The 21,471-nt window shown below is 65.5% G+C and carries 19 protein-coding genes; 5 read left to right on the plus strand and 14 right to left on the minus strand.

The window, feature by feature from the left end; all coding sequences use genetic code 11:
* Positions 1–18: 18 nt before the first annotated feature.
* From CF161_RS15085 to CF161_RS15115, 7 genes are all read right to left on the minus strand, one after another.
* Positions 19–516: a RidA family protein gene (locus tag CF161_RS15085; RefSeq protein ID WP_020297457.1), complete on the minus strand. Its 498-nt coding sequence runs from the start codon at positions 514–516 to the stop codon at positions 19–21.
* Positions 517–607: 91 nt separating this feature from the next.
* On the minus strand, positions 608–2,185 hold the full coding sequence (locus CF161_RS15090) for an FAD-dependent oxidoreductase (protein ID WP_043229517.1): 1,578 nt from the start codon (positions 2,183–2,185) through the stop codon (positions 608–610).
* 228 nt (positions 2,186–2,413) lie between these two features.
* The gene (locus CF161_RS15095; RefSeq protein WP_020297459.1) at positions 2,414–3,607 is read right to left on the minus strand and encodes a dipeptidase; all 1,194 of its coding nucleotides are present in this window, start codon (positions 3,605–3,607) and stop codon (positions 2,414–2,416) included.
* 158 nt (positions 3,608–3,765) lie between these two features.
* On the minus strand, positions 3,766–4,734 hold the full coding sequence (locus CF161_RS15100) for an ABC transporter substrate-binding protein (protein WP_020297460.1): 969 nt from the start codon (positions 4,732–4,734) through the stop codon (positions 3,766–3,768).
* A 10-nt stretch (positions 4,735–4,744) separates the two neighbouring features.
* Positions 4,745–5,554: a class II aldolase/adducin family protein gene (locus CF161_RS15105; protein ID WP_043229519.1), complete on the minus strand. Its 810-nt coding sequence runs from the start codon at positions 5,552–5,554 to the stop codon at positions 4,745–4,747.
* A gap of 105 nt (positions 5,555–5,659) precedes the next feature.
* Positions 5,660–6,598, minus strand: a complete 939-nt coding sequence (locus CF161_RS15110; protein ID WP_020297462.1) for a D-isomer specific 2-hydroxyacid dehydrogenase family protein — start codon at positions 6,596–6,598, stop codon at positions 5,660–5,662.
* On the minus strand, positions 6,595–7,812 hold the full coding sequence (locus CF161_RS15115) for an acyl-CoA dehydrogenase family protein (protein ID WP_020297463.1): 1,218 nt from the start codon (positions 7,810–7,812) through the stop codon (positions 6,595–6,597). Before CF161_RS15115 ends, CF161_RS15110 begins: the two co-directional genes overlap by 4 nt.
* A 415-nt stretch (positions 7,813–8,227) precedes the next feature.
* On the opposite strand from CF161_RS15115, the gene CF161_RS15120 reads away from it, so the two are divergent.
* The 5 genes from CF161_RS15120 to CF161_RS15140 all read left to right on the plus strand — a co-directional run bounded on the left by CF161_RS15120 (position 8,228) and on the right by CF161_RS15140 (position 14,795).
* On the plus strand, positions 8,228–8,857 hold the full coding sequence (locus CF161_RS15120) for a hypothetical protein (RefSeq protein ID WP_020297465.1): 630 nt from the start codon (positions 8,228–8,230) through the stop codon (positions 8,855–8,857).
* Positions 8,854–10,437, plus strand: a complete 1,584-nt coding sequence (locus CF161_RS15125) for a rhodanese-related sulfurtransferase (protein WP_020297466.1) — start codon at positions 8,854–8,856, stop codon at positions 10,435–10,437. The genes CF161_RS15120 and CF161_RS15125 overlap by 4 nt, the downstream gene beginning before the upstream one ends.
* Before the next feature lie 175 nt (positions 10,438–10,612).
* Positions 10,613–11,149, plus strand: coding sequence for an RNA polymerase sigma factor (locus tag CF161_RS15130; RefSeq protein ID WP_020297467.1), 537 nt, complete (start codon positions 10,613–10,615; stop codon positions 11,147–11,149).
* Entirely contained in the window at positions 11,146–12,111 is a 966-nt protein-coding gene (locus tag CF161_RS15135; protein ID WP_020297468.1) for a FecR domain-containing protein, read from the plus strand. Before CF161_RS15130 ends, CF161_RS15135 begins: the two co-directional genes overlap by 4 nt.
* A 119-nt stretch (positions 12,112–12,230) precedes the next feature.
* Positions 12,231–14,795: a TonB-dependent receptor gene (locus CF161_RS15140; protein ID WP_043229523.1), complete on the plus strand. Its 2,565-nt coding sequence runs from the start codon at positions 12,231–12,233 to the stop codon at positions 14,793–14,795.
* Positions 14,796–14,862: 67 nt separating this feature from the next.
* Here CF161_RS15140 and CF161_RS15145 read toward each other — a convergent pair whose 3' ends face one another.
* The 7 genes from CF161_RS15145 to CF161_RS15175 all read right to left on the minus strand — a co-directional run bounded on the left by CF161_RS15145 (position 14,863) and on the right by CF161_RS15175 (position 21,311).
* A complete protein-coding gene (locus CF161_RS15145; RefSeq protein ID WP_020297470.1) occupies positions 14,863–16,074 on the minus strand; it encodes a PotD/PotF family extracellular solute-binding protein in 1,212 nt (403 codons plus the stop codon).
* Positions 16,074–17,078, minus strand: coding sequence for a GTP-binding protein (locus CF161_RS15150; protein ID WP_020297471.1), 1,005 nt, complete (start codon positions 17,076–17,078; stop codon positions 16,074–16,076). The genes CF161_RS15145 and CF161_RS15150 overlap by 1 nt, the downstream gene beginning before the upstream one ends.
* Positions 17,075–17,374: a hypothetical protein gene (locus CF161_RS15155; protein ID WP_020297472.1), complete on the minus strand. Its 300-nt coding sequence runs from the start codon at positions 17,372–17,374 to the stop codon at positions 17,075–17,077. The genes CF161_RS15150 and CF161_RS15155 overlap by 4 nt, the downstream gene beginning before the upstream one ends.
* A 13-nt stretch (positions 17,375–17,387) precedes the next feature.
* Positions 17,388–18,137: an SDR family NAD(P)-dependent oxidoreductase gene (locus CF161_RS15160; protein ID WP_020297473.1), complete on the minus strand. Its 750-nt coding sequence runs from the start codon at positions 18,135–18,137 to the stop codon at positions 17,388–17,390.
* A 147-nt stretch (positions 18,138–18,284) separates the two neighbouring features.
* Complete coding sequence (locus tag CF161_RS15165; protein WP_020297474.1) at positions 18,285–19,046, minus strand: SDR family NAD(P)-dependent oxidoreductase; 762 nt, start codon at positions 19,044–19,046, stop codon at positions 18,285–18,287.
* Between the two features lie 14 nt (positions 19,047–19,060).
* On the minus strand, positions 19,061–20,401 hold the full coding sequence (locus tag CF161_RS15170) for an MFS transporter (protein ID WP_020297475.1): 1,341 nt from the start codon (positions 20,399–20,401) through the stop codon (positions 19,061–19,063).
* Between the two features lie 28 nt (positions 20,402–20,429).
* Positions 20,430–21,311: a polysaccharide deacetylase gene (locus CF161_RS15175; RefSeq protein WP_020297476.1), complete on the minus strand. Its 882-nt coding sequence runs from the start codon at positions 21,309–21,311 to the stop codon at positions 20,430–20,432.
* Positions 21,312–21,471 lie beyond the last annotated feature (160 nt).

The following is a 21,471-nucleotide window of genomic DNA, read 5'->3' on the forward strand; positions in this document are numbered from 1 at the left end:
GATCCTTTTGAGCGGCGCTTAGTGCGACCTGGCGGCGACGGTTTCGACTTCGATCAAGGCCCCGGGCAATACCAGCCCGGCTACCTGCACCGTGGTTCGCGCCGGTTTCAGCGGCTGCTTTTCTGTGCCGAAGAACTCGCGAAAGGCCCGTTGCAGGCCATCGAAATCCAGCCTGCCGCCCAGGGCCGGGTCGCCCACCAGGTAGATCCGCAGTTGCACCACATCGCCCAGCTTCAGGCCCTTGCCGGCCAGGATCGACTCGACCTTGCGCAGCACTTCGCGGGTCTGGCTTTCGGTATTGCCGGCGGCGCGGATCTGCTCCTTGCCGGCCTTGGGATCGACCGGGTCCGGCAGCAGGCCGGAGAGGTAGGTCACTTCGGTGCCGGCGGGCAAGGTCACCGATTGCAGGATCGGCGAATTCGGATAGGTCGACGGCACACGCTCGATGGACGCGGCCCAACTGCTGCTCGCGGCAAAAACGATCCCCAACCCCAACAAGGCTTTTTTAAAAGGCATGTACAGACGCTCCAAGGTTATTTAATGCCAGCCTCGGAGGTCCGCTACCTGGCAAATCAGTGACTGCTGTTTTGATGAAAGCGCGGCTTTTTCAGGCCGTTTGCTTGAGTGGCGAGCTTTGCGCCCGCTCGAATAAATGGCGCACGACGCGCCGCGCGGCGCCGGCAGCGGCTTCCTGCCAGATGCCGATGCCGCTGTGGGCCAGGCCGTCGCTGGTCAGGTAGACCCGGCCCTGGGCCTGGTTCAGCAACTGGTAATCGGGCTCGGCCACGGCGTGGTTGATCCAGGGCCCGAGGTTGTAGGGGATCTTGCTCCAGGCAATCGCCAGGGGCTTGCGCAGTTCATGGCTGTGGCCGGGGTGCAGCAGCTCCACGGCCTGGCGGGAAATCTCGATCTGCTCGGCCAGGCTTCGCTCGCCGAACTTGCGCGCGGTTTCGCCGTTGTTGTAAGCCGCCACCAGCACCCCTTCGGCCTGGTTGAAGCCGCCGCTGGGGTACCACAGGCCGGAGGCTTCCTGATTGATAAAGGACAGCCCGCCGTAGATCTGGTAGTCGCTTTCCCAGAAGCGCCGCGACTGCCAGGCCACCTTGTTCGCGTAGCCAAACTGCACCTGAGCGATGGCCTGGCGCACCGAGGTGCTGAGGTTGTTCTCGACCTTGGCCAGCAACGGCAGCGGCAGGGAACTGATCACATAGTCAGCACGCAGGCTCTGCTGGCGGCCGCTGCGCCGGTCCAGATACGCCACGTCGACACCCTCGGCCTGGTTGTGGATGCCAAGCACTTCGGCGCCCAGGCGCAACTGGCCCTGCAACTGCCGGGCAAAGGCTTCGGGGATGCGGTCCATGCCGCCTACCGGCTGGAACATGGTGGGCGAGAATTCGGGGTATTCGTCGATCATCAGCGCAGTGGTCAGCGCCGGATTGAGCAGGGTCTGCAACGGCAGCGGGTCATTCTTCTGCGCCAACTGGTCACCGGCACCGGGCCAGACCTTGTAGCCGGAACGGGCCGAGCCCAGGTATTCGAGCTTGTCGGAGAGGTCGCCCCAGGTCTTGAGAAAACTCAGCAGATTGCTGCGGTCGGCGGGGCTGAGTTCCTGGTCCAGGGCATTGCGATTGACCGCCTTGGCCAGCAGCTCGGAGAAGTGCCCACGGCTGTCATTGACCGCCTGGCGAATCTGCAGCGCCGGCTGGTTCAGGTCCGGCCGCACCAGGGCGTTGCGGCTGGTGTTGACCAGCACTTCCAGCTCCACCCCCAGTTCGCGGCAATAGCCGAGCATCAATTGGTGGTGGCTGGGCAGGCGCCCGGGGCCGGCATTGAGGTAGAAACCGTCGGCGAAATCCGCCACCTGCACGCTGCCATCGGTGTACTCGACCCGATCGCCGCGACGCACCGTCCAGTTGCGCCCGCCCACCCGCTCCCGGGCTTCGAGCAGGGTCACCTTGAACCCGGCTTTCTTCAGCTCGTAGGCGCTGACCAGGCCCCCGATACCGGCGCCGATCACCACCACGCTGGCACCGTGGCCGACACTGGCCGTCGGCAGTGCGGCGTAGTTCTCTTCAGCAGCCTGCGCCCCAGCGCCCACCCCGAGCATGCCCATCACCGCGCTGGCGGCCTGCAAGCCACCGACGGCGGCCACTCGGGCGATCAATTGTCTTCTGGTCAACGGCATGCAAGGGCTCCCTGCCTGGCGGATGGATAGTGCATTCGGTTATAGCCCAGCGCTACGATCAGTCACTTGGGTCTATGGGAAGCCATCCTAGGGGGCACACTTTAATAAGAGAAATACATTTTAAGCATATGCAAATATTACTTTGCTTCATATTTAGCCGAGAGAATTCTGCGCCGCGCGCATAGAGCCGGGCTGACCCGCGAGTCACCCTCGCCAGCGGGCCTTCGCCTAGCGCGCAGCCTTGCCCTGAGCCGCCGCCAAAACCCGCAACAGGTTGCCGCCCCAGATATTGACCAGGTCCTGCTCGCCGTACCCCGCCGCCAGCAGGCGCTCGGTGATCCGCGGCAATTGGGTGACATCCGCCAGGCCCTCGACCCCACCGCCACCGTCCCAGTCGGCGCCGATGCCGACATGCTCGGGGCCTGCCACCTGCAGGATATGCAGCAAGTGCTGCATGTAGTCGTCAAGGCTGGCCTGGGGTTGCGGGTAGCGTGCCTCGACCTCGCGGATGCGCGCGGCGAGGTCGGCCACCTGCTCCGGGCTCATGCTTGCCGCCAGGCGAAACTCGCGGTACAGCGGCCCCAGGGCCTTGTCGCGCTCGGGGCTGGGCGGGCGCTGGATCAGGTCGCTGCCGAAGCTGTTGACCTGCACCACCCCACCCTTGGCCGCCAGCTCTCGCAGGCGTCGGTCGTCGAGGTTGCGCGGGTGAGGGGTGATCGCCCGACTGCTGGAGTGAGAAGCGATGATCGGCGCCGTGGACAGCGCCAGCACCTGGTCGAACACCTGATCCGATGCATGGGACACATCCAGCAGGATCCCCAGGCGGTTGGCCTCCGCCACCAGCTCGCGTCCTGCCGGGCTGAGGCCGCGCCATTGCGGCAGGGCCGTGGCCGAGTCGGCGAAGTCGTTATTGGCCGAATGCACCAGGCCGAGCATGCGCAGGCCCAGCCGCTGGTAGGTCTGCAAGCGCTGGGGATCGGCGGCCAGGGGCTCGGCGTTTTCCATGCTGATAAACACCACCCGCTGCCCACGGGCGACGATCGCCGGTACATCTTCGGCGCGCAGGGCCAGGGCGAACTCCGCCGGGTGCGCGGCGATCAGGTCGCGGATCCGCGTGATCACCGCCAGCCCGTGCTCGCTGGCCAGGGTCCGGCCTTCGGCGGTCAGCGGCCCCTGGGGCGTGAACACGGCCCAGAAGCCGCCGTCCAGGCCGCCTTCGCGCATCCGGGGCAGGTCGACCTGGGACAAATCGGCGGCGTAACTGTGGCGCTGGGTGATGTCCCAACCCGGGCGCGCGAGTTGCATCGGGGTGTCGAGGTGGCTGTCGAGGACGGTCAGGCGTTGATGCAGTTGCAGCGGGGTTTCAGCGGCCAGGGCCAGGGGGCTGGCCAGCGCGAGCCATAAAAGAGAGTGGGCAAACATCGAGGCCTCCGTGGCCTTGGGGGAGGTGGATGGACGTAGGTCGACCAATAACGCCGCGTATCTACCCTGCTTATGCCGGCGCTTGAAAGGGACAGCGCAGCCTCGCGGGCTCGGTAGCGGCTACAGGTCGTTGGCACGCGGCTACAGATGGCGAGGGGTCAGCTCCAGCGGAAGCTGCGGTCCCACAGGCCGGAGACGTCCAGCGCCTGGGGCAGGACGCCGGCTTCGAAGAACAGGTCGGCCACGTCTTGCTGCGATTTGACCGCCGCATCGTCCACCGGCTGCAAAATCCGTGGCCCGCTCTGGGCCCGGTACTGGGCCAGGAACACTTCACGCGGCATGCCGAGGATCTTCGCGCTCTTGCTCGCCCACTCCTCCGGGTGGCTGGCGATCCATTGCCAGGCGCGGTACTCGCGCAGGATGTAATCGGTGATTGCCGCGTGCTTGAGCGGGTCGGCGATGCTCGCCTGGTTCGCCGCAATCACGTAGTTGCCGGACAAATACCCCTGCCCGGTCTTGAGCACCCGGGCCTCGGCGCGCAACTCGGCGAGCTGGATGAAATAGCCAAAGCTGACCCAGGCATCCAGCGCGCCATGTTGCAGCGCGGCAAAGCCGTCCTGGGGAGTCAGGGCCAGGGGGATGATGTCGTCGAACCCCAGCCCCTGTTCCTTCAGGGCCTTAAGCAGGAAATAGTGCGAGCTGGTGGAGCGGATATAGCCGATGCGCTTGCCTTTGAGCTCGGCCACCGACTGCACCGTCGACCCCTTGGGCACCAGGAAAGCCTGGTTGTTGACGTCGCCGGTGAGCACCGCGATCAACTTGACCGGGGCGTGGTTCTTGATGCCGAAGATCGGCGGGATCTCACTCATCGGCGAGATATCCAGCGTGCCGCTGACCAGCGCCTCGAAGCTCAGGTTGCCGCCCGTGAACTCGGCGTACTTGACCTTGTACGGCGGGGTTTCGATGCCGGCCTCAGGGAAAAAGGTCGGCGCCGCGCCCTTGTAGGTGGCCACGTTCAGGGTCACGCCACTGAGGTCCGGGGCCGCCAGGCTCAAGCGCGGCATGCCGCCGGCGACACTGGCCAGGCCGGCCAGGGCCGATAGTTGGAGAAAACGACGACGCTGCATGGGCACATCCTTAATCGAGAAAGTCCGGCTCATCACGCAGGATCCGCGCGTGATAAGGCTGAAAACTGAACCAGCCACCAAATTCGGTGCCGACCTGGCGTGCGGTGTGGCGCGCCACGTCAGGCGGGATCGGTCGCGGCGTACCGGCCGCCTCGGCCAACAGCTGGGTGTGGGCGGCGTTGTCCATGGCGATAAAGCGCCAGGCCGCGGCCTCCACGGTCTGGCCCACGGTCAGCAGGCCATGGTTTTGCAGGATCAAGGCCGGGTGCTGGCCCAGGGTCTGGGCAATGCGCGCGCCTTCGCTGCTGTCGAGCACCACCCCGGAAAACTGGTCGAACAGCGCGTGCTTTTCATAAAAGGCGCAGGCGTCCTGGGTCAGCGGATCCAGCAGGCGCCCCAGGCTCGACCAGGCCTTGCCGTACAGCGAATGAGCGTGGGCTGCGGCCACCACTTCCGGGCGTGCTTCGTGCAGCGCGGCATGGATGGCAAAGGCCGCCAGGTTCAGCGCGCCCTCGCCTTCGACAATCTCGCCCACCGGGTTGACCAGCAGCAGGTCGGACACCCGGATATGCCCGAAATACACCCCCACCGGGTTGACCCAGAAATGATCCGGCCGCCCCGGGTCGCGCACGGTGATATGCCCCGCGCCGCCCATGTCGAAACCGTGCCGGGCAAATACCCGGAACGCCGCCGCCAGGCTTTGCTTGCGCTGCACCCGCTCCAGCTCGACCGTCGCCTGCTGCGGCGGCTGCTGCCAACGCAACACCGTGTGCCCCTGGCGCGGCAAGTCATACACCGCCGGGCGCCTATATGCCGTCATGAACACCTTCCCCCTGCAAAAAACCCCACGCACCTCGTAGCCGCTGACGAGCTGCGCGAGGCTGCGCTGGCCCGGTTGGCCACTGACGATCCACAGTTGCCCCGCTCAATACCCACGCCCCACCTCCACCTGATTCTCCAACGCCAGCCCCTGCTCAAAACGCTGGATATTACGCACCAGCAACTGCGCGATATTCAGATAGACCTGAGGCGAATTGGCCGAGGTATGGGGCGACAGGCGCACCCGTGGATGGCGATAAAAGGCATGCCCGGCCGGCAACGGCTCAGGGTCGGCCACGTCCAGACTGGCCAGCGCGACCGCCCCCGAATCCAGGGCCGCCAGCAACGGCGCCTGCTGGATCAAGGCCCCGCGCGCAATATTGATCAGGTGCAAACCCGGCTTGGCCGAGGCCAGGACCCGGGCATCGATGATGTGCCGCGTCTGCTCGGTCAGCGGCACCGCCAGCACCAGGTGATCGGCCCGGGCGAACAGCGCCTGCAGATCAGCCACCGCCTCCACCCCCGGCACCTCGAACGGCCGCGTCGATTGACGCAGGGCCAGCACTTGCATGCCCAGCGCCTGGGCCTTGGGTGCCAGGCTCTGGGCGATGCTGCCGAAGCCGAACAGGCCCAGGGTGCTGCCCGCCACCGCCGCCAGCGGGCGTTGCTGCCAGTGCTCGGCAGCCTCGATCCAGACCTGGGGCAATTGCTTGGCCGCTGCGAAAATCGCCGCCAGGGCAAACTCGGCGATGGTCTCGGCAGTGCTGCCCCGGGCGCTGGCCACTGGCAGGCTGTCGAACAGCCAGCGGGGAAAATAATCCAGGCCCGAGGTCACCAGTTGCACAAACTGCAAGCCGAAGGGCCAGCCCGCTGGCGGCTCGGCGGCATCGCGAAAATCGCCATGGGGCGCCGCCAGCAAGACCCGCACATCCGCCGGCAAGGCCTGGGGCAGCCCCCGGGGCAACGCCAGCACCTCGACATCCGGCAGCAGTTCCCGCAGGCGGGCATTGAAGGCCGCGTCCAGCTGGCTGGCGATGCGGGTCATGCCTGGGCTCCCCGGGCGGGCAAGGCAAACGCGGCGCGTCCGGCGGCGCTGAGGATCGCGTCGTTCTGCGGGGTGTGAATCCGGCTGCAGAGCACGTCGCGGTAATGGCGCTCGATCGGGTTGCCCCGGGCCAGCCCCGGATTGCCGATGGCTTCAATACCCAGCTCGACGGCGCTGATGGCGTTGCTGGTGACCAGGTACTTGATCTGGGTCGCCTCACCCGGGGCGATCCGCCCCTCGGCGGCGGCGTCCAGCAGCACCCGGTTGTTCAATAGCAGGGCGTCGATCCGCCCGATCAATTCCTGAAACCGCGGCAGGCTCGCCAGCGGTGCGCCGAGGTTGGCCGGTGTCCGTTCGGCAAGCCAGGTCACCAGCCAATCGCGCGCGGCGCGGGCCACCCCGTCGTAGATCGACGACAGCAGCACCGCCAGCCACAGCACCCCATTGCTGTCGAGCTCGGACGGGCGCGGCACGTGGGCCGGCTGGATGTCCACCGCCTGCTCCAGAGGCACGAACACCTCATCGAAAATCACGTCGTGGCTGCCAGTGGCGCGCATGCCCAGGTGATCCCAGGTTTCTTCGACGCTGATCCCCGGGGTCTCGCGGTGCACCAGCCAGGTGCCCACCTGCGGCTCGGCGTCGTCGCTGCGGGCCCAGACCGAGAGCCAGGTCAGGCCGGGGATCCCGGTGGAATAAATCTTGCGCCCGCTGATGCGCCAGCCGCCTTCAACGCGGCGTGCCAGGGTTCCGGGCAAGCCGCCACGGGCTGGGGTGCCCAGGTCCGGCTCGACCCGCAGGGCATTGATCAGCGCCCCCGACTCCACCGCCTCCCGCGCCACGCGCTGGCGCAGGTGCAGGGGCCAGGCCTGGTTATGTTGCAGGCGCGTGTGTTGCAGGTATTGCATCACCAGCACCAGGGCGGTGGACGGCTCGCCCCGGGCCACGGCGCTGATGACCCGCCGTGCCTGGGCCAGGCTGGCCTCGCTGCCGCCCAGCTGGCGCGGCACGGTCAGGGCCAGCAAGCCATGTTCATGCAGGCGCTGCAGGTTGGCGTGGGGAAACTCGCTGTGCCGGTCATAGTGCGCGGCACTGGCGGCAAACTCGCTGGACAGGTTGTGCAGCAGTTCGGCGAATTCTGGCGAGTCGAGGGTGGCATGGGATAACGCCACCGGCGGCGCTGCCTGCGGGCGCTGGGCCACGGAAGAAAGGCTCATGGCTGGCTCCTGCGCGAGCGCTGCCGATTCACGGAACCTGGCAGGAATACGGACAAGACTGAGTAATGGGGGGCTTGCGCGGGCATCTCGACTTCCCTTTTTCGACGCGTTGAGCCCCATGCTAACTACATAAAAAACCCTCGTGAAATTCGTTTTGGTTCTAACTTAATATACAAAAAATGCATTTATCCTAATTTTAGATATGCAATAAGCAGATGAATAAACCAGCATCCGAGGGCCACGAACCAGCGTGGCCGGGCACGGCGGCCATGGGTTCCGGCAGCACCTTGAAAATCATCTATATTCATTCTTTTTTAGCATAATAAATCACTGGAAAAATACCCAAAAAGAATAATACCTTCTAGCGCACAGTGGTCGTTCGCCTCGAACTTTCCAGCTTCCACGGAGGGAGCCCATGCCCCACAACGCATTAACCGCCCGCCCCGCCCCGGCCAACCTGGGACGCCTGCGGCTGTTCGTCCAGCAGTTGGCGCAACTGCTTGAACAGCAGCCTCCCGAGGCGCAGATCCTCGACCACGGTGCCCAGCTGCTGCGCGCGCTGGTCAGCCATGACGATTGGCTGCCCGAAGCCTTCGCCCAGCCGGACCCCGAGCGCTACCAGCAGTTTTTGTTGCACGCCGATGCGCTGCAGCGCTTTTCCATCGTCAGTTTTGTCTGGGGCCCGGGGCAGCGCACGCCGATTCACGATCACCGGGTCTGGGGGCTGATCGGCATGCTGCGCGGTGCCGAATACTCCCAGGGCTTCGCGCGCCAGGCCGATGGCCGCCTGCAAGCGGCGGGCGAAGCGCTGCGCCTGGAACCCGGGCAAGTGGAAGCGGTGTCGCCCCAGGTCGGCGATATCCATCAGGTGGCCAATGCCCATGCCGACCAGGTGTCCATCAGCATCCACGTGTACGGGGCCAATATCGGCGCGGTAAAACGCGCGGTGTATGACCTGGACGGCACTGAAAAACCCTTTATCTCCGGCTACTCCAACAGCCTTTTGCCAAACTTCTGGGACCTGTCGAAGGAGCCCCCGCAATGACCGATTTCCCCACCCGCAGCCACGCCCAGATCCGCCAGGCCCTGCTCGAGCGCCAGGAACTGGCGCTGCTCGACGTCCGTGAAGAAGCCCCGTTCGCCGAAGCCCACCCGTTGTTCGCGGCCAATATCCCGCTGTCGAAACTGGAGCTGGAGGTGTACGCGCGCATCCCGCGCAGCAATACGCCGATCACCGTCTACGACCAGGGTGAAGGCCTGGCGCAGTTGGCCGCGCAACGCCTGCGGGCCCTGGGTTACCACGATGTGGCGCTACTCGAGGGCGGCCTCGACGGCTGGCACGCGGCGGGCGGCGAGCTGTTCAAGGACGTCAATGTGCCGAGCAAATCCTTCGGCGAACTGGTGGACGCGCAGCGCCACACGCCGTCGCTGGCGGCCGAGGAAGTCCAGGCCCTGCTCGACGCCAAGGCCGACCTGGTGGTGCTCGATGCGCGGCGTTTCGACGAATACCAGACCATGAGCATCCCCGGCAGCACCAGCGTCCCCGGCGCCGAATTGCTGCTGCGGGTGCGCGAACTGGCGCCCGACCCGCAGACCCGAGTCATCGTCAATTGCGCCGGGCGGACCCGCAGCATCATCGGCACCCAATCCCTGGTCAACGGCGGCATCCCCAACCCGGTGGCGGCCCTGCGCAACGGCACCATCGGCTGGACCCTGGCCGGGCAGCGCCTGGAACACGGGCAGCAGCGCCGCTTCAAGGCCGCCACCCCGGGCAACCAGGCCCTGGCGCAACAGTCGGCACGGGCCGTGGCCGACCAGGCCGAGGTGGCGCGCATCGACCGTACCCAGTTGCACCAGTGGCAAGCCGACGGCCAGCGCACCACCTACCTGTTCGATGTGCGCACCCCGGAGGAATATGCCGACGGCCATTTACCCGGCGCCCGCTCCACCCCCGGCGGCCAACTGGTACAGGAGACCGACCACGTCGCCAGCGTGCGCGGCGCGCGGCTGGTGCTGGTGGATGACGACGGCGTGCGCGCCAATATGAGCGCTTCATGGCTGGCGCAAATGGGTTGGCAGGTGGCGGTGCTCGATGGCCTGCAAGCGGCCGACTTCAGTGAAACCGGGGCCTGGCAGGCGCCCTTGCCCGCCGTGCCGGTGGCCGAAGAAATCAGCCCGCAGACCCTGGCCCAGTGGCTGGAAACACCCGGGACCCTGGTGCTCGACTTCACCGCCAGCGCGAACTACGTGCAGCGCCACATTCCCGGGGCCTGGTGGGCCCTGCGCAGCCAACTGGCCGAGTCCCTGGCCGGCATCGATGCGCCGCAGCGCTTTGTCCTGACCTGTGGCAGCAGCCTGCTGGCGCGCTTCGTGGTGCCCGAGCTGCAAGCCCTGACCCGGCGCCCGGTGTTTGTGCTCAAGGGCGGCACCACGGCCTGGATCGCCGCCGGCCTGCCCGTGGAAGAAAGCCGCCAGCACCTGGCCGCGCCACGCATCGACCGCTATCGCCGGCCCTACGAGGGCACCGACAACCCGCGCGAAGCCATGCAGGGTTACCTGGATTGGGAATACGGGCTGGTGGCGCAATTGGCGCGTGATGCGACCCATGGCTTTTTTGTGATCTGAGACCAACGCTGTGCCCAGCCGGTCGCTTGACCGGCTGTTCAGCGCACCTTCGCGAGCCGCCCGCCCATGGCTCGACGCCTGTATGGCGGGCAGCCCTGATAAAAAATGACAAATAATAATAGTTCTCGATATCATTCGCGACTTTCGCGTCCTTGCGTCGTCCAGAAGGGTATCCATGTCTCGTCTCAAGCCCGACCCCGTGTCGGCTGACACCGTTCGCGGGTTTTATGCGGACATCCTGCATTTCCTGCGCAAGCGCACGGACAACGCCAGCGATGCGGCGGACATGACCCAGGACGTGTTCACCCAATGGCTGGACTACCGCGACCAGGCCAAAGTCGAACAACCCCGTGCCTTTCTGTTTCAGATGGCACGCAACCTGCTGCGCGATCACTGGCGACGCCAGCAGGTTCGCCATGGCGTGCACGGCGAGATCGGCAGCGACAGCGAGCCGCTGGCCGATGAACACAACGAACCACTGCCCGCCGCCCAACGCCTGCAGAGACTGGAACAGTTGAAAGACGTCCTGGCAGAACTCTCGCCGCGCCGGCGAGAAGCCCTTATGCTGCACCGCTTCGAAGGCCTGAGTCAGGCGCAGATCGCCGAGCGCATGGGGATTTCATTGAGCATGGTGGAAAAACACATCGCCTCTGCCCTATTGCACTGCAAGCAGCGCCTTCAACCAGCACACGGCAAGGAGCAGCCCGAATGACCCGCCTTCCCGGCACACACAGTGACATCGACAGCGACAGCATCGATGCCCAGGCCGCCAGTTGGTTTGCACGCAACCGCAACGACCCCGACCGCGACACCCGTCGCAGCTTCGAAGCCTGGGTTGCGCAGCCGCTGCATGCGCGGGCCTATGCCGAGTTCGAGCAACTGTGGGCCGACCTTGCCGAGCTCCAGCAACTCAACCGCCCGGTGCCGTTGCCGGTGCGCAAGACGCCGCTCTGGCGCCCGGCGCTGGCCGTGGCCGCGGCCCTGCTGTGCGCGGTGCTGGCGCTCAACCTGGGCACGCCGCAGTTGGCGTACACCCAGGAAGTCGCGGCCCAGGACAAGGGCAGTCGCACCCTGAACCTGCCCGATGGCAGTACCTTGTATGTCAACGCCAACACCCGCTTGCGCATCGATTTCAGCGCCCACCAGCGGGAGATCTACCTCGACCAAGGCCAGCTGTACCTGGAGGTCGCCCCCGACAAGGAACGCCCGTTATGGGTGCACGCCGGCGAGGCCAAGGTGCGCGTGGTCGGCACCGCGTTCGATGTGCGGCGTGGGCAGCGACAACTGGTGGTCAGCGTCGCCCACGGCCAGGTGGCGTTCACGCCGGACGGCAACCCGGCCGACAACACCCTGCTCGGCGCCCGGCAACAGGCCACCTATGACCTGGCCAAGGGCACCCTGCAACGCCAGACCCTGGCCAGCGATGACGTGGCCGACTGGCGCAACGGGCGCCTGGCGTTTCGCAACCGCGAGCTGATCGGCCTGGTGGACGAACTCAACCTCTACCGCCGCCAGCCGGTGCAATTGGCAGACGGCGCCCTGGGCGCATTCAAGGTCTCGGGCAACCTCGACATCAACGATCCGGACGCCCTGATCAAAGCCCTGCCAGCGCTGATACCGGTGCGCACCGTGGCCCTGGCCGATGGCAAGATCCGCATCGAAGCCCGTCCCTGAAACTCATATGCGAATATTTTGCATTCGCATATGAGGTTTTTTTCCAGCGCCGCGTCTTCTTCCCGTCTGCGCCGTCATTGCGGTGCTTTTGGCCTTTGTTGCCATACCGGGGGGAAGTCATGTTTCGCGTGCATCAGCATCTTCAGTTCGTTTGTTCCCGTCCAACTCTGCTGGCGGTTTGCATGGCGTTCAGCCTGCAGGCCCAGGCCGAGTCGATCCATTTCCAGCTGCCGGCACAGGCACTGGCCAGCTCGCTGAGCCAGATCGCGCAACAGGCGAAGATCCAGTTGCTGTTCGACGAAGAGCTGCTGCGCAACATCAAGGCCCCGGCCCTCAACGGCGACTACAGCGCCGAGGCGGCGATTGGCGCGCTGCTCAAGAACAGCGCCTTCAGCCTGGTCAAGGTCGACAACACCTACGTCGTGCGCCCGGCTGAAAACGACAGCAGCACCAGCGGTTCGGCGTTGCAGCTGGGGGCCATGAGCGTGATCGGCAATGGCCAGGAAGTGGACGCGGCCACCGTCGGCCGCTCGACCCTGAACCAGGAAGAAATGGACCGCCACCTGGCCAACAACATCCCGAGCCTGATCAACACCCTGCCCGGCGTGACCCTCGGCGGTTCGCTCAAGCCCGGCGGCCAGACCGTCAACATCTGGGGCCTGGGGGATGCCGAAGACGTTCCCATGAGCGTCGACGGTGCGACCAAGAGCGGCTTCGAACGTTATCAGCAGGGTTCGATCTTCATCGAGCCGGAAATGATCAAGCGCGTCGAAGTGGAAAAGGGCCCGCACTCGCCCCAGACCGGCAACGGCGGCTTTGGCGGCACCATCCGCATGGAAACCAAGGACGCCCCGGACCTGTTGCAGGAAGGCCGCGATGTCGGGGCCATGGTCAAGTACGGCTACAGCAGCAACAGCCATGAACAGGCCTACACCTCGGCCGTGTATGGCCGCACCGAGGACCGGCGGTTCGACGTGCTGGCCTACTGGACCAAGCGCGACGGCGACGACATGAAAATGGCCAGCGCCCAGCCCGACCCGCGCAACGTCTACCCGGTCAACCCCAAGCGCCTGCCCAACACCGCCCAGGACCTGGAAGGCGAGCTGTACAAACTCAATATGCAACTGACCGACGAGCACCGCCTGGGCTTTACCTACATGCGCTCCGACAGCGATATCTTCGCGCCGTTTTCGGCCAAGAGTTACCCGTCGCCGCCGAGCCAGTCCGACATCAATCGCTTCGGTTATGACGGTGCCACCAAGCGTTACCTGGCCCAGCGCAACACGGTCGATACCACCTGGCAGACCAAGTACCAATACACCCCGCTGGACAACCCGTGGATCGACCTGGAGCTCAAGTACTCCAACTCCAAGACCGAGCAGACCGACGAACGCGGCCCGACCGCCTTCTATCAGCCGACCTCGGGCGGACGCAAGATCACCGTGGGTTATGAAGACAAGATCCTCGAGTTGAAGAACGTCAGCCGCTTCGAAACCGGCCCGCTGCAACATGCATTGACCAATGGCGTGCAGATCCGCAAGCACACCCGCGAAGTCGACATGTGGATGCCCGGCAGCACCTATGAGGTGGCCCAGTACAACTACGGCCATTACCAGCCGGGCTTCATGCCCCATGGCAAGGTCGACAACAACGCCTTCTACATCCAGGACGCGGTGAGCCTGGGCAACTTCACCCTGACCCCGTCCCTGCGCTACGACTATGTACGCAACCGCGGCGAGAAAAACGACGCGCCGCTGTACAACAGCCCAGATCCCAAGGCCGGCCACGACTACAGCGACAAGACCTACACCGGCTGGTCGCCGCGCCTGTCGGCCTTCTGGACGGTGACCCCGGAGGTTGCCCTGTTCGCCGACTACAGCAAGACCTGGCGCGCACCGGTGATCGACGAACAGTATGAAGTCCAGTCCCCGAGCTCGACCCGCTCGGCCACCAGCCGCAACCTCGACCCGGAGCGGATCACCGCCCTGCGTGCGGGTAACGTCACCAGCTTCTCGAAGATCCTCACCGACTCCGATGCGGCGCAAATCCGCACCACGCTTTATCACAACACCATCAAAGACGAGATCATGAAAAACCTCGGGATCGGTTGCCCGGAGCAATTGATCAAGGGCCAGAGCATCAGCCAGGTGTGCAGCGGCTCGCCGATCTCGGTGTACCGCAACATCGGCGACCTGACCATCAAGGGCATTGATATCGAAAGCTTCTACGACTCGACCTATGTGTTCGGTTCGCTGTCGTACTCCTGGATCACCGGCAAGCACGAGGGCGCCTACACCAACCCCTGGGGGCCAAATGTCTGGGCGCGGGATATTCCGCCGAGCAAATGGGTGGCGACCCTGGGCTTTAAAATCCCGCAGTGGGATGCGCAAGTGGGCTGGCAGGGAATGTGGATGCGCCAGACCGACCGCGTGCCGAGCGACAAGTACGCCAAGGGCCCAGCCAGTGTCCTGGGCGACACCAGCTGGGACCAGTACGAGAATGATCGCTTCAACGTGCAGGGCCTGTTCGCCAGCTGGAAACCGCAGCAGGCGTACCTCAAGGGCACCGAGGTCAACTTCACCCTGGACAACATGTTCAACCGCGACTACCGCCCACCACTGAGCGGCGAAAACGCCACCAGCCTGGGCCGCAACGCCAAGGTCAGCGTGACAAGGTTCTTCTGAACAGGCGTAGCCGCTGCCGCCAGGCCCGGCTACAGCTGCGGGTGCGCGGGGTTTCGGGAAAGGAGGATCACCCCTTCCCGCGGCCTGCGCTTTTGCTCCCCGCGCGCAGGAAATCGCCCCAGCGGCGCACCAGGTAGTTGTGCTCGTCCATCACCGAATTCCACACCGCGATATGCCCCATGCGCTGCTCGTAGGAGCCGCCGTCACGGGTTTCGCCGATTTCGATCAAGGGCTCGCCATCGCTGCCCGGCAATTGCTCCCGGGCCGGCTTGCCGGCGTACCAGTAATCCCATTCGGCACTGCTCAGGTGGTCGCGGCTGCGGGCCGGGTTGCCGATGTAATAGCCCTGGCGCGCCATCACCGCGCCGGGCCAGCCCGACAACCACCAGTTGAGGTAGGCGTAGGCCGCATCCAGCACCGGGCCCTGGGCATGGCGCGACAACGACAACCCGCCAAACCACGCGCGGTACCCTTCGCGCGGCACCGCCAGGCGGTATTTGACCCCGGCCCGATGCAGGCGCATCAGGGTCGGTGACCACAGGCTCTGGATATCGATGCACGGGCTGAGCATCAATTGCGCGGCTTCTTCATCGTCCGACCAGAACGCCGCAAAATGCCCCTCGCGCTGCTTGCGCACGAGGATCTGCGCCAGGCTGTCGATCTCCTCGATGCTCAGGTTGCCGATGTCCTTGAACGACGCCAAGCCACTGCCCTGAATCGCCAGGGCCGCGTCCAGCGCACCAATCGCCGCGTCGCTTTGCAGGGCGATACGCCCGCTCCAGGCCGGGTCCAGCAACCAGCCCCAACTCTCATTGGCGCGGCTCAAACCGGCCGGCAAACGCTCCGGACGGTAGGCAAAACTGTCGGCATTGTGGGTCAGCGGCAACATGCTGATGCGCTCGCTGACCGCACTGCCGAGGCTGCCGTCATGCTGCACGAACAGCCGTTCGCTGGGCACGCTGCCACTGCCCAGGCGGTCGCTGGCCGACAGCCGTCCGCGCTTGGGCAGGTCGTTGATTTCATGCCACAGGGCAATGCGCCGGGTGTCGATCGGCTGGATCGCCCGCGCCGGCCAGACAAAGTCGACGTTGTGAAACCACTGGTCATACAGGTCGTAGCTGTCGGGCTGCATCACCGCGATGCGCTGCGCCTGCTCGACGTCGTGCACCTGGTACACCAGACGGATGCCCAGGTCCTGCTCGGCGCGGACCCGCAGCGATTCCAGCAAGGTCACCGAGGTGCCCAGGACCCGCAATGTGATCGGTTGCGTGCCACGCATCAGGCAGGTTCCCCGGGGGCCGGGGCAAAACTGCGGGCAAACACCTCGAAGGAACGGCGCAGTTGGGCCGGGTCCAGCCCACGCAAAATAAACACCAGCCGCGAATGCCGATCGCTGCCGGGCCAACGGGCAAGGTGCACGGGAGCGTGCAGGCAATGCTGCACACCATGGATGACGATAGGGGCTTGGCTGGCGTTCACGTTGAGCAATCCTTTGACGCGCAGAATACGTTCGCCGTGGCATCTTAGCAGCATCGACAGCCAGACCCCGAAGCCGACCCAATCCAGGGGCTGTTCGAACTCCAGGCAGCACACCTGCGCCGCGCCATGCTGCGCCGTTGCAGGCGGCGGCCGCTGCAACTGCCAGCGCGCAACCTCGACTTCAGGCTCTGCGCTGCGCACGCCCTCGCCCAGCAACAGTTGCTCGCCGCTGTGCACCGCATGGCTGTCGAGCATCGGCGCGCCGGGGTTCAGTACCTGCAAGCGCTCGCGCAACCGGGCCACCAACGCCGGCTCGGTGCAGTCGGTCTTGCTCAGCAACAGGCGATCGGCCGCGGCCACCTGGGCCAGCCATTCCGGGTGAATCCGTTCTTGCAGCTGGGCATGGCTGGCGTCCACCAGGGTCACCACCAGGCCGATATGAAAGCGCCCGCGCAGTTGCGGATCGTTATTCAAGGTGGCGAGAATCGGCGCCGGATCGGCCAGGCCGGTGGTCTCCAGAATCACCCGGCGAAAGGCCGGGATCTCGCCGCGATTGCGGCGCGCCAGAAGGCCGAGCAACGCGTCCTTGAGCTCGCCGCGAATCGAGCAGCAGATGCAGCCGCTGGGCAGCAGCACGGTGTCGGGCGCCACCTCCTCCACCAGCAGATGATCGATGCCGACGTCGCCGAATTCGTTGATCAGCAGCGCCGTGTCACCCAGGCTTTCGCCCTGCAACAGGCGGTTGAGCAAGGTGGTCTTGCCGCTGCCGAGAAAACCGGTGATCACGTTCAGGGCGATGCTCATCGGCCGTGCTCCAGGTGCTGTAACAGGCCGGGATCCAAGGGGTCCAGCGGGCGGCCGAGCATGGCTTCGGCCTGGCCCCAGAGCTGCTCCAGGCCGCTGGCCAGTTCCTGGCGGCCGGTGGCGCCGAGCAGCAGGTAGGCCGAGCCCTGGAAGTCCTCGACCTTGAGCCGCCAGGGCGCCAGCACCCGGTTGATCGCAGCGATCCGCCGCAAGCGTTCGCGGCGCCGGGGCAGTTCGCCGCCCAGGGGGTCGCTCCAGTGCACGTCCTCGCCCAACAAACCGCACAAACCACACATGTTCAGGCCTCCTTCAGGGCATGACGTCACCGGAGTTCGGGCCCAGGGTCTGGCCGACAAACAGGTTGCCCCCCGGCTCGCTGGCCAGCAGCACCGCGACCGGCGCCACTTCATCGGCCAGGCCGAAACGCCCGAGGGGCAACTCGGCGGCCTTGGCGGTTTTCCAGGCGCTGCTGATGCCGGCCACCAGCGGCGTCTCGATCGGCCCCGGGGCAATGGCGTTGACCAGCACATTGTCCTTGGCCACTTCCAGGGCCAGGGACTTGGTAAAACCGATCACCCCGGCCTTGGCTGCGGCGTAGTGAGTCAGCTCGGCGCCGCCCTTGATCCCCAGTTGCGAGGCGACGTTGATGATCCGCCCCCAGCGCTGGGCCAGCATGTGTGGCAAGGCGCGCTGGCTGGCGACAAAGACGCTGGTGAGGTCGACCCGCAGCATGTCGTTCCACATCTCGATGCTGAGGTCGACGCAGCGTGCCTGGGTCAGCATGCCGGCGTTGTTCACCAGGATATCGATGCCGCCAAACTGCGCGACACAGGCATCGACCCCGGCCTGGGCGCCTTCGACGCTGCCGACATCGGCCACGCACTCGAACACCTGCGCCCCCAGGTCCCGGCAGGCCTGGGCGCTTTCGGCCAGGCGCGCGGGGTCGCGATCAGCCAGCAACAACCGTGCACCGGCCACCGCATAAGCCCGGGCGATGGCCGCCCCGATACCACTGCCGGCCCCGGTGATCACGGCGCGGCGATTGGACAGTTGAGACATGGGAAACTCCTGTAGCAAAAATTCTGTGGCCGCTGCCGCGAGGCTGAGCGCGCCTGGAAAAACACCACTTATTTGCCCGACACTCCTACGGCGACCGTTAGGGCCAGCGCAGCCTGGCGGCAGCGGCGACAGGTGTCGGATGGCCGGTCAGTCAGGCCAGCGCACGGTCAAGCCGCCGTCGATGATGATGCTTTGCCCGGTCAGGTAGCTGGCTTCGTCGCTGGTGAGGAAACGCACCAGCGACGCCACTTCATCGGCGCGCCCGACCCGCCCCAGGGGGATGGCCTTGGCGGCTTTGGCCAGGCCTTCCGGGCCCAGGGAGTTTTGGCTGTCCAGGGACTGCGGGGTTTCGATCAGCCCCGGGATCACCGCGTTGCAACGGATGCCGCGCCCTGCCAGCTCCACCGCCAGCGAACGGCACAAGCCCGGCACACCGGCCTTGGCCGCCGCGTAGTGAGCGTGGTCCTGCCAGCCATAGACGCCGCCGGCAATCGACGAGATCGCCACCAGCGCACCGCCCTCGCCCATGTGCCGAACCGCTGCGCGAAAGGTGCGCATGACCCCGGTCAGGTCGACGTCGAGCATGGCGTTCCAGGCCTGGTCGGTCATCTCCAGCAACGGCGCGCGGCGCAGCAGGCCGGCGTTGGCCACCGCGTAATCAAGGCGACCGAAGGTCTGCACCGCCTGCTCGGCCAGCGCGTCCACCGACTGGCTGTCCGTGACATCCAGCGGCAGCATCAGGCACTGGCCGCCGGCCTCTTCAACCAGGGTCCGGGTGATCTGCGGGTCATGGGGGTCGGCCGGGAAATACCCGCCGACCACCGCCACCCCGCGCTGGGCATACGCCACTGCCAGGGCCTGGCCGATGCCGCTGGCGGCCCCGGTGATCAATGCGACTTTCTGAGTCATGGGAGTCTTTTTCCTTATTTCACGGTTTCAGGACGCACATGGCGCGCGGCGAACATCAGCGCACCCGAGAGGAAGCAAGGCAGTGCGCCGAAGTACAGGGCCGAGGTCTGCCAATCGCCACCGGCCGACAGCACCTGGGTCGCGCCAAAGCCCGCCACCACCGCGCCGATCGGGCCCATGGCGTGGATGATCGCGCCGCCGGTGGCGCGGATGCTGGTGGGGAAGCTTTCACTGATGAAAAACAGCGCCGCCGAGTACGGGCCGATCAAAAAGAACAGGCCCAGGCTGTACAGCCCCACCACCGTCGGCATGTTGCTCGGGCCGTAGAGCATGCCGGCGAACGACAGGCCGCCGAGCATCCAGCCCAGGCCGATAACGTTGCGCCGGCCGATCTTGTCGCCCATCCAGCCGTGGCTCAGGTAACCGCAGTAGCCCACCAGGTTGGACAGCACGAGGATGATCAGCGAGTTCTCGAACGAGATGTGATGCACGCTGACGATCACCGAAGTGCCGAGCACGCTGAACACCTGGATCGCCGCCCAGTTGAGCAGGATCGCCGCGCCGATCACCAGGGTCGCGCGGCGCGAGGTGCCGCGGAATGCCGCCTTGAGCCCGGCCTTGCTGTGTTCGTCGTAGTCCACGCCGTAGGTGCTGGCCACCGCTTGCGCTTCGCTGACCGCGCCGCTTTTGCGCAACTGGGTGATGCGTTGATGGATCTGGAACTGCGGGCTCTCCTTGAGCTTGCGCGCCATGATCGCGATGACGATGGCCGGGATCGCGGCGAAGATAAAGCAGCCCTGCCAGCCAATGATCGGCAGCAGCACCGCGGTCAAACCGGCGGCGATCAAGGCCCCGACCGGCCAGCCGCCCTGCACCAGGCTGTAGATAAAGCCCCGGCGCTTGGCCAGCTTCGGGTCATCCGAGGCGGCGTACAGCTCGCTGAGGTAGGTGGCGTTGACCGTCTCCTCGGCATACCCCAGGCCGCCCAGGGAACGGATCAGGATCAGCGGCGACTTGCCCCATGAACCGCCAATGGCGGTCAAGGCCGAGCACAGGGCCGAGCCGGCGACAGTGAAGATAATCCCGGTGCGCCGCCCCAGTTTGTCCACCAGCGGGCCGATGGCCAGGGCCACCACCGCGGTGCCAACCGCAACCCAGGTGGCGATCTCGGCCTGCTCGACCTCGCCCCAGCCAAAATGCCGGCCGATTTCCGGGAGCAAGGTGCCAAACAGAATGAAGTCGTACACCGCAAACACCCAGGCGAAAAACGCGATCCAGGTGGCAAAGCGCACTTGGGCCGGGGTCAACTGCTGGGGTTTCCAGCCAGTCAGGTCGAGCTTGTTGTAGATAGACATGGATCGCGCCTCAAGTAAGTTGCGGTGATCAGCGGTTACGGGGGTTACGGCGGATAAAGTCGTCGGCGATCTCGTCGAAGGTGACGAAGCGCACGCCGGCATGGCTCTGGATGTGTTCGATCAGGCGTTCGAGCATCAGCAGCACTTGCGGGCGGCCGGAAACGTCGGGGTGGATGGTCATGGTGAACACCGCGTGTTCGTGCTCGCGGTAGACCCAGTCGAACTGGTCGCGCCACATTTCTTCGAGGTGCCGTGGGTTGACGAAGCCGTGGCTGTTGGGGGCTTTTTTGATAAACATCATTGGCGGCAGGTCGTCGAGGTACCAGTTGGCCGGGATCTCCACCAAGTCGGTTTCCTGGCCGCGCACCAGGGGCTTCATCCAGGTGTCGGGGTGCTGGCTGTAGTCGATCTTGGTCCAGCTGTCGCCGACCCGCACGTAGTACGGATGGAAGTCGTTGTGCATCAGGCTGTGGTCGTACTTGATGCCCTTTTTCAGCAGCAGTTCGTTGGTCACCTTGCTGAACTCCCACCAGGGCGCGACATAGCCGGTGGGGCGTTTGCCGGTGACCTGGGTGATCAGCTCGATGGACTTGTCGAGGACGATTTCTTCCTGCTCGGCGGTCATCGCAATCGGGTTTTCATGGCTGTAGCCATGCACACCGATTTCATGGCCGGCGTCGGCCACGGCCTTCATCTGCTCGGGGAAGGTTTCCATCGAGTGCCCGGGAATAAACCAGGTGGTGCGCAGGCCGTAGCGCTCGAACAGCTTGAGCAGGCGTGGCGCGCCGATCTCGCCGGCGAACAGCCCGCGGGAGATATCGTCCGGGGAATCTTCACCGCCGTAGGAGCCGAGCCAGCCGGCCACCGCGTCCACGTCGACACCAAATGCACAGAGAATTTCTTTAGCCATGAGCGGCCTCCAATTGTTGCGGGTTGTTGGAAAGGGCAAAGGGAATTTCAGGAATCGAGCAGCGCGGCCTCCACCGACAACGCGGCGCGCAGCAGGCGCGCGTCCTCGCCCTGGGGCAGGCTGAGCAGCACGCCCGTGGGCAGGCCCTGGGCATCGCGGC

It is taken from the genome of Pseudomonas sp. CF161 (genome assembly GCF_000416215.1).
Classification (GTDB): Bacteria; Pseudomonadota; Gammaproteobacteria; order Pseudomonadales; family Pseudomonadaceae; genus Aquipseudomonas.

Bases quoted from the DNA above. Each gene is read 5' to 3' on its own strand.
- CF161_RS15090 (WP_043229517.1), bottom strand. From the start codon at position 2,185: ATGCCGTTGACCAGAAGACAATTGATCGCCCGAGTGGCCGCCGTCGGT.
- CF161_RS15100 (WP_020297460.1), bottom strand. From the start codon at position 4,734: ATGCAGCGTCGTCGTTTTCTCCAACTATCGGCCCTGGCCGGCCTGGCC.
- CF161_RS15130 (WP_020297467.1), top strand. From the start codon at position 10,613: ATGTCTCGTCTCAAGCCCGACCCCGTGTCGGCTGACACCGTTCGCGGG.
- CF161_RS15095 (WP_020297459.1), bottom strand. From the start codon at position 3,607: ATGTTTGCCCACTCTCTTTTATGGCTCGCGCTGGCCAGCCCCCTGGCC.
- CF161_RS15170 (WP_020297475.1), bottom strand. From the start codon at position 20,401: ATGTCTATCTACAACAAGCTCGACCTGACTGGCTGGAAACCCCAGCAG.
- CF161_RS15160 (WP_020297473.1), bottom strand. From the start codon at position 18,137: ATGTCTCAACTGTCCAATCGCCGCGCCGTGATCACCGGGGCCGGCAGT.
- CF161_RS15140 (WP_043229523.1), top strand. From the start codon at position 12,231: ATGTTTCGCGTGCATCAGCATCTTCAGTTCGTTTGTTCCCGTCCAACT.
- CF161_RS15145 (WP_020297470.1), bottom strand. From the start codon at position 16,074: ATGCGTGGCACGCAACCGATCACATTGCGGGTCCTGGGCACCTCGGTG.
- CF161_RS15125 (WP_020297466.1), top strand. From the start codon at position 8,854: ATGACCGATTTCCCCACCCGCAGCCACGCCCAGATCCGCCAGGCCCTG.
- CF161_RS15150 (WP_020297471.1), bottom strand. From the start codon at position 17,078: ATGAGCATCGCCCTGAACGTGATCACCGGTTTTCTCGGCAGCGGCAAG.
- CF161_RS15165 (WP_020297474.1), bottom strand. From the start codon at position 19,046: ATGACTCAGAAAGTCGCATTGATCACCGGGGCCGCCAGCGGCATCGGC.
- CF161_RS15115 (WP_020297463.1), bottom strand. From the start codon at position 7,812: ATGAGCCTTTCTTCCGTGGCCCAGCGCCCGCAGGCAGCGCCGCCGGTG.
- CF161_RS15105 (WP_043229519.1), bottom strand. From the start codon at position 5,554: ATGACGGCATATAGGCGCCCGGCGGTGTATGACTTGCCGCGCCAGGGG.
- CF161_RS15085 (WP_020297457.1), bottom strand. From the start codon at position 516: ATGCCTTTTAAAAAAGCCTTGTTGGGGTTGGGGATCGTTTTTGCCGCG.
- CF161_RS15175 (WP_020297476.1), bottom strand. From the start codon at position 21,311: ATGGCTAAAGAAATTCTCTGTGCATTTGGTGTCGACGTGGACGCGGTG.
- CF161_RS15155 (WP_020297472.1), bottom strand. From the start codon at position 17,374: ATGTGTGGTTTGTGCGGTTTGTTGGGCGAGGACGTGCACTGGAGCGAC.
- CF161_RS15110 (WP_020297462.1), bottom strand. From the start codon at position 6,598: ATGACCCGCATCGCCAGCCAGCTGGACGCGGCCTTCAATGCCCGCCTG.
- CF161_RS15120 (WP_020297465.1), top strand. From the start codon at position 8,228: ATGCCCCACAACGCATTAACCGCCCGCCCCGCCCCGGCCAACCTGGGA.
- CF161_RS15135 (WP_020297468.1), top strand. From the start codon at position 11,146: ATGACCCGCCTTCCCGGCACACACAGTGACATCGACAGCGACAGCATC.